This is a genomic window from Streptomyces formicae (genome assembly GCF_002556545.1).
Taxonomy (GTDB): Bacteria; Actinomycetota; Actinomycetes; order Streptomycetales; family Streptomycetaceae; genus Streptomyces; species Streptomyces formicae_A.
This window is the reverse complement of sequence record NZ_CP022685.1, coordinates 8229754-8244736: the sequence shown is the minus strand read 5'-3', so window position 1 is coordinate 8244736 and position 14983 is coordinate 8229754. Positions and strand designations below refer to the sequence as shown.

Below are 14983 nucleotides of genomic sequence, written 5' to 3'. Positions count from 1 at the left end.
ACTGTGCCCAGCAAGAAGGCCCTGATCCGCCGCCCGGGACCGCGCATAGCGGAGGGCCTGGTCACCGGGGTGCGCCCGCCGGTCGATCCGGGCCTCGCGCTGCGGCAGTGGGCCGCGTACGTGGAGACGCTCGCGGCCCACGGCTGGCAGACCCTGGAGGTGGAGCCCGCCGACCACTGCCCGGACGCGGTGTTCGTCGAGGACACGGTGACCGTCTTCCGCAACGTGGCGCTGATAGCGCGGCCCGGCGCCCCGAGCCGCCTCGACGAGACACCGGGCGTGGAGGAGGCGGTGGCCAGGCTCGGCGCCTCGGTGGCCTGGGTGTGGGAGCCGGGCACGCTGGACGGCGGTGACGTCCTGAAGGTCGGCGACACGGTCTACGTGGGCCGCGGCGGCAGGACCAACGCGGACGGGGTGCGGCAGTTGCGGTCCGCCTTCGAACCACTCGGGGCGCGCGTCGTCGCCGTGCCCGTGACCCGGGTCCTACATCTGAAGTCGGCGGTGACGGCGCTGCCCGACGGGACGGTCATCGGATACGAGCCGCTCGTCGACCATCCCTCGCTCTTCCCGCACTTCCTGCCCGTGCCGGAGGAGGCGGGCGCGCACGTGGTGCTCCTCGGCGGCGGAAAGCTGCTGATGTCGGCGAGCGCGCCGAGGAGCGCGGAGCTCCTCGCCGATGTCGGATTCGACCCCGTTCTGGTGGACATCAGCGAGTTCGAGAAGCTCGAAGGCTGTGTGACGTGCCTCTCAGTCCGACTCCGTGACCTGTACGCCTGACCAGTAATGAGGCGGTAGTTGCGGCAGGGACGGGTGGGGCCGTGGCTCGGAGACCCTTTACGGCGGGTTTAACCTACGGCAACGTAACCTACGACACCGTAGGTAGTGCACCGCTCGCACTTCCCGCGCGCAACAATTCGTAAGAACTCCCGTCCCCCTCTGGAGCCCTCGTGACGATCACCTCTCCCCACCTCGGTAGCAGCGCGGACAGCTGGACCGACGCCCGGCTGCTCTACGCGCTGGAGGAAGTGGTCGAGCAGGAACTCAATCGCCACCTGAAGGTGGCCAAGGACTGGATGCCCCACGAGTACGTCCCGTTCTCCGACGCCCGGAACTTCCCCGGGATCTTCGAGGACGGCGAGGCGTGGGAGAAGGGCCAGTCCCCGGTCACCGACATCGGACGCATCGCCCTGGTGGTCAACCTGCTCACCGAGGACAACCTCCCCAGTTACCACCACGAGATCGCCTCGCTCTTCGGCCGCGACGGCGCCTGGGGCACCTGGGTGCACCGCTGGACCGCCGAGGAGGGCCGCCACGGCATCGTGATGCGCGACTACCTCCTCGCCTCGCGCGCCGTCGACCCGGACCAGCTGGAGCAGTTCCGGATGACGCACATGAGCGAGGGCTTCGAGTCGGACAACCGCCACTCGATGCTGCACTCGGTGGCGTACGTCGCCTTCCAGGAGCTGGCCACCCGCATCTCGCACCGCAACACGGGCCACCAGTCGGGCGACCCGGTCTGCGACCGCATGCTGGCGCGCATCGCGACCGACGAGAACCTCCACATGGTCTTCTACCGGAACCTGCTCAAGGCCGCCTTCGAGCTCGCCCCCGACCTCACGATGCAGGCCGTGCGCGACGTCGTCGTCAACTTCCGCATGCCGGGCCACGGCATGCCGGGCTTCGAGCGGGCCGCCGCGCAGATGGCCATCGGCGAGGTCTACAACATGCGCATCCACCACGACGACGTGCTCCAGCCCGTCCTGCGCTTCCTGAAGGTCCTGGAGATCGACGGGCTCGGCCCCGAGGGCCTCAAGGCGCAGGAGGAGCTGGGCCTCTTCATGGGCGGGCTCGACGCGGAGGCGTCGAAGTTCGACGAGAGGCTGGCCGCGCGCAAGGCGCGGATGGCGGCGCGGGGCGCCTGACCCGGCCGCCCGCCACCGTCAGGGCCCCGTGCCGCCGCCCGGCAGGGGCCGGACCGTGAGCATCTGCTGGGCCTGGCCGACCGGGCCCGCGACGTCGTGCAGCACGGTGCTCGTGGTGCCCTGCCCCGTGGGACCGAAGGTGACGCTGGTGTCGAGTCCGACCCAGCGTCCTTCGGGCTGCCGGTGGAGGTGGACCGTCAGGTCGACGTTGGGGAACATCCAGGCCGTGGGCGACCGGCGTACGGCGATGCCGTTGGCGGTGTCGACCAGCGCGACGTAGGCGGCGAGGGGGCCGACGTCCTGGCCCGCGACGAGGTCGAGGCCGGTGGAGACCCACGCCGTCGTACGGCCGGGACGTGGGGGCGCGACGGCGCGGGCGTCGAGCGACGCGATGTACCCGCCGGGCCACAGGTCGGCGAGCGGCCAGGGTTCGAGCGTTTCGGGGTGCGGGAGCGCGTCGGCGCCGCCCCCTGCCACGGCGGCCGTGTCCCCGGCGCCGAGCAGCCAGGCCCTGGCCCGCACCACGGGCCGCCCGGCGATGAGGGCGACCGCTTCGAGCAGCTCGATGGTGCGGTCCGGGCGCAGGGTCTCCACCCGGATCTCGCACTCGTCGAGCGCGAGCCGCCCGAGGATGTCGAAGCTGATCCTGGAGAGCACGAGGCCGCTGTCGGGCCGCCCGGCCAGATGGCGCTCGATCGCGTGGACGATGAGGCCGCCGAGCGGACTGAAGTGCAGTTCCGCCGTGTCCCACGCACCGCTCGCGTGCGCCGTGGGCTTGTAGCGGTGCTCGTCGATGGGCTCGTAGTAACTGCCGGTGTTCAACGGTGCGTACCTTTCCGGATGCGGCCCGGGGGCCTCACGTGGCGAAGACCGTGCTGGCCAGGATCACATGGACGGTCGTGCCGCCGAGAATGCTCAACAGCGCGTTGCGGCGCCACAGATGGAGGCCGACGGTGACAGCGAGGGCGATCACGGGGGCGAGGGCACGCGGCTCCGTGAGCGGCAGGTCGCGCAGGCAGTAGACGACGAGGATCAGCATCACGCCCGCGGGCATGCGGGTGCTGAGGTATTGGACGGTGCCGCTCGCGCGCAGCGGGGCGAGGGCCGCGAAGGGCAGGGCGCGCAGGGCCCAGGTGACGGCGGCGGTGACGACGACCGCGGCGATCGCGTAGCCGGGGTCAGACACGGCCGGGCCTCCTGTGGGTGACGAGGTGGCGGGCCAGGAGCCCGAGGGTGAACAGGGCGAAGGCGGCGAGGAGCAGCTCGCCGGGGAAGAGCAGCCGGGCGATCAGGGCGCTGAGCAGGGCGAGCAGCGGCGTGGGCAGATCGCCGCGCAGGTCGAGGACCGCCTCGACGGCGAGGACGGTGAACAGGGCGGTCAGCGCGAAGTCCAGGCCCGTGACGCCCTCGGGGATCAGCGAGCCGAGCAGGGCTCCCGCGGTCGCGCCGCCCACCCAGTACAGGTGCAGCAGGAGTTGCAGCCCGATGATGCGCGGGCCGGGCCAGGAGCGGGCCTTCTCCCCCGAGGTCAGGGCGTACGCCTCGTCGCTGAGCGCGAAGGTTCCGTACGCCTTACCGAGCCGCCCTTGGACGCGGTGCAGCGGGTAGGACAGCGCGTAGAAGACGTGCCGGACGTTGACCATGAAGGCGGTCACGGCGATCGAGGCCAGCGGGACGGCGGCGGCGACCATGCCGATGAGCAGGAACTCGAACGAGCCCGCGTAGATGAGCGCGGCGGACAGGGGCGCCCACCACCAGTCGATGCCCGACTGGGTGACGAGCGCTCCAAAGGCGAGGCCGATGGGCACGAAGGCCAGCCCCACGGAGGCGGTGTCCTTGAGGGCGACGCGCACCCATGAGAGGGGCCCGGAAGGGGGGACGGGGGTGGGCGAGGAGGTGGGCTCGGAGGGCGGCGCTGGGGTCGGCGCAGGGGTGTCACCGACGACGGGTGGAGCTGTTCGCATGCCGACATTTTATGAAGATCCACGCCTAATATGGTTGCGGATAGTGGCTCTATGATGGCTCCGTGAGCAATGAAATCCGCCTCGATGCGCTGGACAACGAAATTTTGTTTCACCTGCGGCAGGACGGCCGCCTGACCAACGTCGAGCTGGCCAAACGCGTCGGCCTGACCGCGCCCCCCTGCCTGCGCCGGGTCAAGCGCCTGGAGGAGACGGGCGTCATCGCCGGCTATCACGCCGTCATCAACACCGAAGCCCTCGGCCGCGGCCTCGAAGTCCTCATCGACGTCGAGGTCAGCGCCAACGACCGCAAGACCTACCTGGAGTTCGAGGAGGTCGTGGCCTCCTACGAGGAGGTCATAGAGGTCCGGCGCATGTTCGGCCGCCCCGACTACTTCATCCGCGTCGCGGTCGCCGACCACGCCGCCTACGAGGCGTTCCTCACCGGCAAGCTCACGGGCCTGCCCTGTGTCCTGCGCGTCGACTCCCACCTGACCATGAAGACGGTGAAGCCGGGACCCTGACCGCACCGATTTACGAACGCCCCTCGCGGTGCAACGGTGGGCGAGGGGGTGAACCCATGGCGCAGACCCACGAGTGGATGTTCTACGAGGTCATGTGGCGCAGCTGGGCGGGCAGGGCGCAGGTGCCCTATCCCGTCCCCTGGTGGACGCAGCAGGCCTTCCGGCACTGGAGCGACGACTTCGACTCCGGGACGTACGAATCCAAGGAGGCGGCACTCGCCTCCAACGCGCTGTACCGCTACTGGCACATGGTGGGCGTGAAGGACCACCGCCAGGAGTCCCTGATCGGACAGGCGGGTGAGATCGAGCCGGTCTACGACAAGTACTGCCTGTCCTTCTTCCTCTACGACCCGGCGACCGGCGCCCTGCACCTGCCGCAGCTCACCGACGGCGGCACGGTCGGCCAGCGCATGGAGGCGCCGCACCTGCCGGTGGTCCTCACCGAGTTCCGCACGCCGGACGGCGTCGAGTTCGTGCAGCGGACGTTCGCCACGGCGATCGGCGCCCGGCAGCGCGACCTCGTGGTCACCCGGCTCACCGTGGGCACCGCGACAGGGCAGCCGCGCGAGGGCTGGCTCTGCGCGGCGGTCATGCCCGCGGGCCCGAGCGGCTTCCAGCGGCACGACCGCAACGGACGGCAGATCACCGACCGGAGGCTGACGTTCCTGCGCCATCTGCCCGAGGAGAACCGGGTGGAGACGAACAGCGGCTGGGGCCCGGTGTTCGACACGGCTCCGGAGCAGTACGGCGTCTACGGCAACCCGGAGTTCTCCTTCGACCCCGACTCCTACCTCGCCCACAGCCCCTTCCACGACCTGGTCATGGGCGGCAAGCTGAACGGCGCGCGGCAGGCGCAGGACCAGGTGGCCGGTCTCTGCAGCGCGGCGTTCGCCTGGCCCTTCCGGGTCGTCGACGACGAGATGTTCGAACTGGACGTACGGCTGCCCGTCGATCTGTACAGCGGGGCGGCCGACCTCGCGGAGATCAGGGCCACACCGGCCGCCGAACTGGAGGAGGGCAACCGCGCGTTCTGGACGGCCAAGCTGCTCGGCCAGGGCGTCCAGCCCCATCTGCCCCGCCCCGTCACCCACTTGGCCGACCTGTTCCGCGAGGCGCGCTCGCAGTTGCTCATCCTCTCCGACCAGGGCGAGATCCATCCGGGCCCGACCGTCTACGACTCGTTCTGGATCCGCGACTCGTCGGTGGAGGCCACCGCCTGCTCGCTCGTGGGTGACGCGGCGCTCGCCGAACGCCAGTTGGGCACGCACTATCCGCTGAAGTTCAACCGGGGCACGGGCCGGATCGGACCGTGCGCCGAGTACGGCTTCTACGGCGGTCCGCACGAGCGCGACGACCGCGAGTGGGACAGCAACGGCCAGGCGCTCTGGGCGATCGGCCGCCTCGACCGCACGCTGGGCAGGGGCGCCGCGTTCGGCACCAAGCTGTACACGCCCTACGTCGTCGACGGCGCGCGCTGGCTGCGGGACAACCGCGACCAGTACGGCCTGCTGCACAGCGGCTGGAGCGCGGAGCACCTGGGCGAGCGCGACAAGCCGCACTACTGGGACGACCTGTGGGCCCTCGCGGGTCTCTACGAGGCGGCCCGGCTCGCCGAGCGCATCGGCTCGCCCGACGTGCCCGAACTCTGGGCGGCCTTCGACGACCTGAAGGGCGCGACGGCCGCCTCCGTGCGCTGGGTCCTGGACGAGCAGCGTCGGCGCGGGGCCTGGGAGACGTACATCCCCACCGGGCCCGGGGACGTCGGGCGGCTCGACTCGACGATGATCGGCACGGCCGCGTTCTTCCATCCGCTGCGGCTGCACATGGGCAGCAAGCTCGGGCCCGACATCGACCGGGCGGCGCGCTTCACCCTCGACACCATGTACACGCACTTCGTGGCGGGCGGCTACCGGCACGAGGCCGCGTGGAACGCCTACGGGCCCTATCTGACCACGCAGTTGGCACACGCCTACTTGCTGGCGGGCGACCCGGTGCGCACGGACGCGCTGCTCGGCTGGATCGTCGGTGCGGCCTTCCCGCGCACCCAGGAGCGGGCGGTGGCGCTCGGCGCGTGGAACGAGCAGCACGCCTTCACGATCGCCTCGGACTTCCACGAGGTGCCCTCCCGCCACTGGTACATGGGAGACATCCCGCACGGCTGGGCGGCGGCCGAGTACCTGCTGCTGATCCGGGACGTGCTGCTCTTCGAGGCGGACGAGGACCGCGATCCGCATCTGTACATCGCGCCGGGGGTGCGCCCGCACTGGGTGCCGGACGGCGACACGGTGGCGGTGGAGTCCGCGCCGACGCTGTTCGGTGAGCCCTTCGGCTACCGGCTCACCCATGACGCGGGCGACCGGACGGTGGCGGTGGAGCTCACCCAGGCGCCGGAGCGGGTGCGGTACGTGTATCCGTGCCGGTTCGGACACGTGCGGGCCGCTTCGGCGGACGGCCGACCGCTGACGGTCTCCGGCGACGACGTCCACGTCCCCGCAGGGACGCGGCACTTCACGGTGACGTACGCCTGAAGCGCCTGAAGGGCCCTTCGCCGATGGCGAAGGGCCCTGTGCGCAGCGCGGGCACTACCGGCCCGACTGGTGTCTGAGGGCGTACCGCTCCTTCTCGGAGAGGCCGCCCCAGACACCGAACCGCTCGTCATTGGCGAGGGCGTACTCGAGGCAGGCGGGGCGCATCTCGCACATCCGGCAGATGTACTTCGCTTCGCGCACCGAGCTACCGGGCTCGGGGAAGAAGAAGTCCGCTCCGGTCTGGGCGCACAGCGCCTGCTCCTGCCAGGCCAGCTCGGGCTCGGCCGTCATCTCGATCAACATGCCGCCGATGCTGCCGCACCGCGCGAAACGTTCGATCAACGAACGATCAACGCCCGGTCCGACGGTGTTTCGCCGCCGGGCACCGGCGCGAGGTTCCCGATGAGGGTTGCCCTCCGGAGGGATCTCCGAAACCGCGGGGACCGAAGACTACGCCCCCGTCTGCTCGCCGGGAGGCGAGGGCTGCAGCACGGCGAACCGGGCCCCCGCGGGGTCGGCCAGCTTGGCGAAACGGCCCACGCCCTCCATGGAGACCGGCTCCATCCGCACCTCTCCCCCGGCCCCTCGCGCCGTGACGACCGCTCCGTCGCAGTCGTCCACCTGGAAGTACGGCAGCCAGTACGGAGTCGACTCGGCGGGGTCGGTGTCCAGCGGCACCAGGCCGCCGAACATGTCGTCGGGGGTGCCGTCGGCCGGGTGGACCATCGTGTACGAACCCCCGGGGAAGGGCATCTCGGTGGTCCCCCAGCCGAACACGGAGCCGTAGAACGCGGTGGCCGCAGCGACGTCCGGGGTGTACAGCTCGACCCAGATCAGGCCGCCCGGTTCGTTCAGGACATCGAGGCCCTTGAGCTGTCCCTGCTGCCACACGGAGAACGGCACGCCCGCGGAGTCGGCGAGGCCCGCCATGCGGCCGAGATCCGTGATGTCCACAGCCTCGAAGAGCGTCCGGCCGCCCGCCTGCTCGACCGATTTCACGGTGGCGTCGGCCTCCGGCGTGCGGAAGTAGAGCGTCCATGAAGGTGGGGCCTCGTCCGCCGAGACGGCCATCGCGCCCGCCGCGGTCCTGCCCCCGATCCGGAACTGGCCGTACCCGCCGACTTCGGGGCCGCCCTGCTGGAGCTCCCAGCCGAACAGCTCCCGGTAGAAGGAGCTGACGGTGCCGAGATCCGGGGCGCACATGTCCACCCAGACCGGCGCTCCGGTGACGAAACGGTTATTGAGCATGATCGACTCCTTTGTCGCATCTCTCTGCCGTCCTCTTGAGTCTGGCACCCCCCACTGACAATCCGCCCGCCGTCCGGCAGACCGGCGGCGCCGCACCTAGCCCGACCCCTCCCACGTCGTCATTTCCTGAAGACACAAGATTTCTGAGAGCGCTCTCAGTCACATCTCTTGACGCCCCATCCCCCCGCCGCGACAGTGGTGCACCACCCCCACACCCCCCACCGCAGGAGACCTTCCGTGATATCGCGTCGAACGTTCCTGACCGCCACCGCGGGCGCCGCGGGTGCCCTCACCTATCCCGTCTGGGGCAGCGCCCTCAGCCCCGGCGCCCGGGCAGGAGGCAGGGCCGCGCCCGCCACCTGCGAGCTCGCCCTGCGGAACACGTCGCTGCCTGGACAGGTGCGCGCCTACGTCACGGGGCACGAGCAGGGCACGGACCGCTGGGTGCTGCTCAAGCCCGACGGCGGCGTCTACCGGCCCGACTCGCCCTCGGCGCCGCAGACCCCACTGCCCGTCGACTGCGCCATCCCGCTCGGCGCCGCCGGTTCGGCGCCCAAGGTCCTGACGCTGCCTCAGATGTACGGCGCCCGCGTCTACTTCGTACGCGACGACAAGCTCGACTTCTTCCTCAACCCCGGCCCCTCCCTGGTCGAGCCCGCCTTCGCCACCCGCGAGGACCCCAACTACGGGCGCACGTGGTCGTTCTGCGAGTTCACCTTCAACCCGCAGCAGCTCTACGCCAACATCAGCTACGTCGACCTGGTGACCGCCCTGCCCATCGGGCTGACCCTGGAGGGCGACGGCACGCACACCGTCGCCCCGCTCCCCGACGGCGCCGTCGACAAGATCGCCGCGGATCTGGCGGCGCAGACCGGCAAGGACGGACAGCCGTGGGACAAGCTGGTCATCCGCGGTGACGACGGCGGCGTCCTGCGCGTCATCTCGCCGCAGAACCTGATGGCCCCCTACTTCGACCGGCCCGACCAGATGCCGTTCCGCGACGTGTGGAACGACTACATCGACCAGGTGTGGGAGAAGTACCGGTCCACCGACCTGAAGATCGACCTCCAGGGCGGCAGGGGCGTGTTCACCGGGCGGGTCAGCGGCGACGTGCTGACGTTCAACGGCGGCCACTCCTTCGCCAAACCCACGTCGAAGGACGTCTTCACCTGCAACCACGGCCCCTTCGCCAACAACCCGGGCGACCCCGACGACAAGAAGGGCCTGCTCGCCAGGCTCGCCGCCGGGTTCAACCGGAGCATCATGCTCACCCACCCCGAACAGCCAGGCGGCGCGACGTCCGGCGACTACTACCGGGACGCGGTGACCAACCACTGGTCACGGGTGGTGCACGCCAACTCCCCCATCGGGTACGCGTTTCCGTACGACGACGTTCGGCCCGACGGCCAGCCGGACGTGTCGGGCGCGGCGCACGACGGGAACCCTCGGCGGTTCACGGTGAGCGTGGGCTCCTGACCACCCGCCCCCGACCGCGGCGGCCGCCTACGCCGAGGCCCTGCGCACCAGCGACGTCGGCAGCACCACACCGGCCGGTGTGGCGGCAGGGCTCTCGCCGCGCCCCTGAAGCAGGATCCGCGCCATCAACCGCCCCATCTCCTCGATGTCCTGACGCACCGTCGTCAGCGGCGGATCCACCTGCTCGGCCACCGGCAGCATGTCGTCGAAGCCGATGACGGCCACGTCGTCCGGCACCCTCCTGCCGCGCTCGCGCAGCACCCGCAGGGCGCCGGACGCCGACAGGTCGTTGGCCGCGAAGACCGCGTCCACGTCCGGGCAGGCGTCCAGGAGTTGACGCATCGCGCGCTCGCCGCCCGCGGGGGTGAAGTCGCCCTCGACGATCAGCCTCGGGTCGGCGTCGGCCAGGACGTCGCGGAAGCCGTCGAGCCGGTCGACCGCCGACGTCTGGTCGAGGGGCCCGGTGATGTGCGCGACACGGCCGCGCCCGAGGCCGACCAGGTGCCGCACGGCCTCGCGCGCGCCGCCCCGGTTGTCGCAGTCGACGTACGGGGCGCCGGGCCCTCCGGACACGGGGTCCGACCAGCCGGGGCGCCCGCCGAACACGGTGGGCACCCCGGCGCGGCGGATGATGCCGGGCAGCGGGTCGTCCAGGTGCAGCGAGAAGACGAGCGCGCCGTCGACGTGTCCGCCCGCGAGATACCGGCCGACCCGCTCGTGATCGTCCCGCCCCTCGGTCAGCAGCAGCACCAGCTGTACGTCGTGAGCGGTCAACTCCTTGCTGATGCCGCGCAGTTGCAGCGCGAAGAACGGGTCGGCGAACACGCGCGTCTCCGGCTCGGCGATCACCACGGCGACCGCGTCGTGCCGCCGGGTGACCAGGCTGCGGGCGGCCCGGTTGGGCACGTAGCCGAGCTCGTCGACTGCCTGTCTGACCTTCGCGGCAAGCGTCTCGCGCACCCCCGCGTCGCCGTTGACGACACGCGAGACGGTGGCCCTGGAGACCCCCGCCCGTGCGGCCACGGCCTCCAGCGTGGGACGCGGCGCGGCGCTCGACTCGTCGGTCACCTGTGGTCTCTCCTTCCGGGCGGACGCGGGACGACGCCCTCGGCGGCCGCCGTCGGGCATCATCTTCCCGCATCGACCCCGGGGCCTGCCCCGCGAGGGCGCCACCACGGCCCCGAGGTCTGCCCCCAACGCCCTAGGCCCTGTCGTCAAACTCCCGTCTGCCCCGCGACGTCTGGCACGCACGCTCGCGGCGTTGCCGGAATGCCCGAGTAGGCCCACTACGAGGACATCCCGGCGCCTTGCGATCGCACGCACCAGACACCGCGGGGCCGCCCTTCGGGCGACGACGGGAGTGTGACGACAGGCCCTAGCGCAGCGCGGGAAGCACGGTCTCGGCGACCCGGTACGCCTCCTCCAGGAGCGGGTTGCCGGAGAGGATGAACGTGTCGACCCCCAGCGCCTCGTACTCCTTCAGGCGCTCCACGACCTGGGCGGCGGATCCGACGACGGCCGTGCCGGGACCCGGCCGGAACAGGCTCATGCCGGGCCACAGGTTGGGGTGGGTCTCCAACTCCCTGGCGCGCGCGGGGGCCTTCCCGCCGTGCTCGCGGAACTGCCGCTGCCAGCCCACCCCGTCCTCGCCCGCGCGCTCGCCGAGCTGACGGGCGTACGTCGCCTGTCTTGTGACGTCGAGGAGCCGGTCGGCGGCGGCCCACGCCGCCTCCTCCGTGTCCCGCACGATCAGGTGCAGGCGCAGCCCGATCCGCAGCGTCCGCCCGTGCGCGGCGGCCCGCTCGCGGACCCGGTCCAGCTTCTCCTTGAGCAGGTGCGGGGGCTCGCCCCAGGTCAGATAGACGTCGACGTGCTCCGCCGCCATCTCGATGCCCGGGGCCGACGACCCGCCGAACCAGAGGGGCACGTGCGGCTCCTGGACGGGGCGCAGCTCGCGGAAGGAGGCGCCCGCGTCCTTCAGATCGTAGAAACGGCCCTGGTGGTCGAAGATCTCACCGGCCGTCAGACGCTTGACGATCGACCAGTACTCGGCGCTCAGCTCGTAGCGTTCGTCGTGCTCCACGTGAAGTCCGTACTCCTGAAGGGACTTGGTGGAGCCGTTGACGACGTTGAAGCGGAGCCGCCCGCCGAAGAGGGTGTCGAAGCTGAGCGCCATCTTGGCGAGCAGGGTCGGCGAGATCAGGCCCGGGTGGACGGCCAGGAGCGGCTTGAACGCGGTCGACGTCGAGGCGGCGAGGGCGCTGCCGAGCGGCCACACGTCGTACAGGTCGGTGGCGAGCAGGGCACCGGAGAAGCCGAGGCTCTCCACGGTGCCCGCGAGCCGCCGGAGGTAGCCGAGGTCGACGGGCCTGCGCCCCTCGGGCTCCCAGGGGTAGGCGCCTTCGCGCGGGATGATGTACCAGAGCACTTCCGATGACGCCATGCGCTATGCCGCCTTCCGGGGCAGGGCGTGGGCGACGGTCACCGGGCGGTCGATGAATCCGGTGCGCACGAAGATGTCGGCGGCCCGCTGCTGTTCGGCGACGAAGGCGTCGCCGACCTCCTCGATGCGCCAGGGCAGGGCGCGCAGCGCGCTCTCCCAGTCGTCGACGGTACCGCCCTGGTGGGCGGCGGCGATCTCGGCGGCCTCGCGCGGGTGGGTGGCCGCCCAGTCGTCGGCGCGCTGGAGCGCCCGGGTGAGCGCGGCCACGATCTCGGGCCGCTCCTCGGCCAGTTCGCGACGGGTGAAGAAGACGGACCGGTCGGTGATGACGTCCCCGGTGCGGATCACCACGCGCACTCCCCCGGCGCGCAGGGCCGCGACGAGCTGGGCCCCCTGGGCGACCCAGGCGGTGATCCCGCCCGCGCGCAGCAGGCTCTCGCTGTCCTCGCCACCGCGTACGGGGGTGATGTCGGTGGCGTACGAGAGGCCGGCGTCGTCCAGGGCCTTGGCGATCAGATGGGTCTGCCAGGAGCCGATGGCCAGGTGGACGGTGCCGCCCTTCAGGTCCGCGACGGTGCGGACCGGGCTGTCCTCGGTGACCAGGAGCGCGCCGTGGTCGGGGCGGGGCGCGGAGACGGCGGTGTACACGATGTCGTGTCCCGCGGCCTGGGCGGTCACCGGGGGCGTGGACCCCGTGCCGCCGAAGTCGATGACGCCTTCGGTGAGGAGCTGTCCGGTGCGTACGCCGTTGACGTACGTATGGAAGGCGACGGTCTCGCCGACGGCGGCCAGTTCCTCCTGGGCGTAGTCGAGCCGGGAGAGGTAGTAGAGGGTCGGATTGCTGTTGTGGACACCGATGGTGATGGTCATTCAGCTCACTCCAGTGGGGTCGGGGGTGTGGACTCCGAGGTCGTTCAGGAGTCGTCGGCGCAGGGCCGCGAAGGCGGGGTCACCGGGGTCGCGCGGACGCTCGGCGGCGACGGGCTCGTCGGTGATCAGCCGTCCTTCGCGGAGCACGCAGACGCGGTCGGCGAGGCGTACGGCCTCCTCCACGTCGTGGGTGACGAGCAGCACGGCGGGCCGGTGGACCCGGCACAGCTCGCCGACCAGGTCCTGCATCCGCAGCCGGGTGAGCGCGTCGAGCGCGGCGAACGGCTCGTCCAGGAGCAGCAGTTCGGGCTCGCGCACCAGGGCCCTCGCGAGGGCGACGCGCTGCGCCTCGCCGCCGGAGAGGGTGGCGGGCCAGGCGTCGGCGTGCCGTTCGAGACCGACCTCGGCGAGCGCGGTACGGCCCTGTTCGGTGCGGCCGCGGGGCAGGGCGACGGTCACGTTCGCGAGGACCCGCTTGGACGGTACGAGGCGCGGCTCCTGGAAGACGACGGTGCGCGACTCGGGTACGAGGACGTCACCGCCGTCGGCGCGGTCGAGGGCGCCGAGGATGCGGAGCAGCGTGGTCTTGCCGCTGCCGCTCGCCCCCAGCAGGGCCACGAACTCACCCTGCGCGATGGTGAGATCGAGCCCGTCGAGCACGGCGCGCTCCCCGAAGACGCGGCGCAGCCCGGCGACGTGAACGGCGGTGCTCATCGCGCCACCACCCCCTGCCCGGCGCGGCGCCATGGCATCAGCACCCGCTCAAGGAGGCGTACGACGCCGTCGGCCAGCAGCCCGAGCACGCCGTACACGAGGATGCAGACGGCGAGGATGTCGGTCCGCGCGAAACTCTGCGCCTGCGACATCAAGTAGCCGATGCCCGCGGTGGCGTTGATCTCCTCGGCGGCGATCAGCGCGATCACGCTGAGCGTCATGGACAGCCGCAGCCCCGCGAGCAGCGAGGGCAGCGCCCCGGGCAGGACGACCTCCCTGACGATGCCGATCCTGCCCATGCCGAAGCTGCGCATCGCCTCGACCAGTTTGCGGTCGGTGGCGCGGACTCCGCTGGAGGTCGACACGTACATCGGAAAGGTGGTGGCGACCGCGATGAGCAGCACCTTCGCTGTCTCGTTGATGCCGAACCACACCATGAAGAGCGGCACGAGGGACAGGAAGGGGATGGTGCGCAGCGTCTGCATGGACGAGTCGAGCAGCTCGTCACCGAGCCGGGTGAACCCGGTGACGATGCCGAGGGTCAGCCCGACGGCCAGCCCGATGAGCAGCCCGAGCCCGGACCGGGTGAGCGAGGTGGCAAGCGCGTCGGACAACTGCCCGTTCCCCCACAACTCCCCCACGGCACGCAGCACTTCGGCGGGCGACGCGAGCACGTCCGGCGTCAGCAGCCCGGTGGCGGACGCGGCCCACCAGAGGGCGACGAGGAGAAAGGGACCGAGGGCGCGGACGGTCAGGGAGTAGGCGCGGGGGCGGGGACGGGATGTGGGTGGGCGGGGGGTGACGAGGCGGGGTGGCGGGGTCGGGTGGGCTCGGTGTCCGTCAGTGGGTTTGGCGGGGGCCGCAGGGGTGGGGGCTGCGGGGGCGGGTGCTGGGTGGGGGGAGCTCTTCGCTACGGGTGCGGCGGGCTCGGCGGGCTCGGCGGGCTCGGCGGGCGCCGCTTCGGTGGGGGGCTCCGCATCAGGCGCACCGAGCGCGTCCGGCGCGCCAGACGCAGCGGAGGGGGACGGCCCTGCGGGCAGGCCGGGCGGCATGGCGCCTGCGGCACCCGCAGGAGGCACCGCAAGCGCCGGATCCTTCACCTCGGGTGTGGGCACGGCCGCCGCAGACGCGCCGGACAGATCGGAGGGGGCAGGCCCTGCGGGCAGGCCGGGCACGGGCCCGGTGGGTGACCCACCGTTGAGGCCCTCGGCCTCAGACCCACCGAGCACGCCCGGCGCGCCGGGTACAGCGGAGGGGGCAGGCTCTACGGGCAGGCCGGGCACGGGCCCGGCGGGTG

At 71.6% G+C, this 14983-nt stretch carries 14 protein-coding genes and 1 pseudogene; 5 read left to right on the top strand and 10 right to left on the bottom strand.

Going from position 1 to position 14983, the window contains the following annotated elements; genetic code table 11:
• Positions 1–3 precede the first annotated feature (3 nt).
• Together ddaH and KY5_RS35830 are read left to right on the top strand one after the other, a co-directional pair.
• Positions 4–777, top strand: coding sequence for a dimethylargininase (gene ddaH / locus KY5_RS35835; protein WP_098246106.1), 774 nt, complete (start codon positions 4–6; stop codon positions 775–777).
• 170 nt (positions 778–947) lie between these two features.
• Positions 948–1922: an acyl-ACP desaturase gene (locus KY5_RS35830; RefSeq protein ID WP_098246105.1), complete on the top strand. Its 975-nt coding sequence runs from the start codon at positions 948–950 to the stop codon at positions 1920–1922.
• An 18-nt stretch (positions 1923–1940) separates the two neighbouring features.
• Here KY5_RS35830 and KY5_RS35825 read toward each other — a convergent pair whose 3' ends face one another.
• Genes KY5_RS35825 through KY5_RS35815 form a run of 3 tightly spaced genes read right to left on the bottom strand, consistent with a single transcriptional unit; the run spans position 1941 to position 3745 of the window.
• Positions 1941–2744: a thioesterase family protein gene (locus KY5_RS35825; RefSeq protein WP_098246104.1), complete on the bottom strand. Its 804-nt coding sequence runs from the start codon at positions 2742–2744 to the stop codon at positions 1941–1943.
• Positions 2745–2778: 34 nt separating this feature from the next.
• Entirely contained in the window at positions 2779–3108 is a 330-nt protein-coding gene (locus KY5_RS35820; RefSeq protein ID WP_098246103.1) for a branched-chain amino acid transporter permease, read from the bottom strand.
• The gene (locus tag KY5_RS35815; RefSeq protein ID WP_418952889.1) at positions 3101–3745 is read right to left on the bottom strand and encodes an AzlC family ABC transporter permease; all 645 of its coding nucleotides are present in this window, start codon (positions 3743–3745) and stop codon (positions 3101–3103) included. The genes KY5_RS35820 and KY5_RS35815 overlap by 8 nt, the downstream gene beginning before the upstream one ends.
• 203 nt (positions 3746–3948) lie before the next feature.
• Between KY5_RS35815 and KY5_RS35810 the strand changes: the two genes are divergently transcribed.
• Complete coding sequence (locus tag KY5_RS35810; protein WP_098246101.1) at positions 3949–4407, top strand: Lrp/AsnC family transcriptional regulator; 459 nt, start codon at positions 3949–3951, stop codon at positions 4405–4407.
• Between the two features lie 56 nt (positions 4408–4463).
• Positions 4464–6935, top strand: a complete 2472-nt coding sequence (locus KY5_RS35805) for a hypothetical protein (protein ID WP_098246100.1) — start codon at positions 4464–4466, stop codon at positions 6933–6935.
• Positions 6936–6989: 54 nt separating this feature from the next.
• On the opposite strand, the gene KY5_RS35800 is transcribed toward KY5_RS35805, so the two are convergent.
• Positions 6990–7238: a WhiB family transcriptional regulator gene (locus KY5_RS35800; protein WP_199843383.1), complete on the bottom strand. Its 249-nt coding sequence runs from the start codon at positions 7236–7238 to the stop codon at positions 6990–6992.
• Positions 7239–7385: 147 nt separating this feature from the next.
• Positions 7386–8183, bottom strand: coding sequence for a VOC family protein (locus tag KY5_RS35795; RefSeq protein ID WP_098246098.1), 798 nt, complete (start codon positions 8181–8183; stop codon positions 7386–7388).
• 237 nt (positions 8184–8420) lie between these two features.
• Between KY5_RS35795 and KY5_RS35790 the strand changes: the two genes are divergently transcribed.
• Positions 8421–9659 (top strand): glycoside hydrolase family 64 protein, encoded by a 1239-nt coding sequence (locus KY5_RS35790; protein WP_098246097.1) that lies wholly within the window; start codon positions 8421–8423, stop codon positions 9657–9659.
• A 27-nt stretch (positions 9660–9686) separates the two neighbouring features.
• Here KY5_RS35790 and KY5_RS35785 read toward each other — a convergent pair whose 3' ends face one another.
• From KY5_RS35785 to KY5_RS35765, 5 genes and pseudogenes are all read right to left on the bottom strand, one after another.
• Entirely contained in the window at positions 9687–10727 is a 1041-nt protein-coding gene (locus KY5_RS35785; protein ID WP_234363021.1) for a LacI family DNA-binding transcriptional regulator, read from the bottom strand.
• A gap of 307 nt (positions 10728–11034) precedes the next feature.
• Positions 11035–12102 (bottom strand): LLM class flavin-dependent oxidoreductase, encoded by a 1068-nt coding sequence (locus KY5_RS35780; protein ID WP_098246096.1) that lies wholly within the window; start codon positions 12100–12102, stop codon positions 11035–11037.
• 3 nt (positions 12103–12105) lie between these two features.
• On the bottom strand, positions 12106–12972 hold the full coding sequence (locus KY5_RS35775) for an ABC transporter substrate-binding protein (RefSeq protein ID WP_098246095.1): 867 nt from the start codon (positions 12970–12972) through the stop codon (positions 12106–12108).
• A complete protein-coding gene (locus tag KY5_RS35770; RefSeq protein WP_098246094.1) occupies positions 12973–13686 on the bottom strand; it encodes an ABC transporter ATP-binding protein in 714 nt (237 codons plus the stop codon).
• Positions 13683–14519 (bottom strand): annotated as a pseudogene (locus KY5_RS35765) (ABC transporter permease); the annotation flags it as partial. The gene KY5_RS35770 and the pseudogene KY5_RS35765, both read right to left, overlap by 4 nt.
• Positions 14520–14983 lie beyond the last annotated feature (464 nt).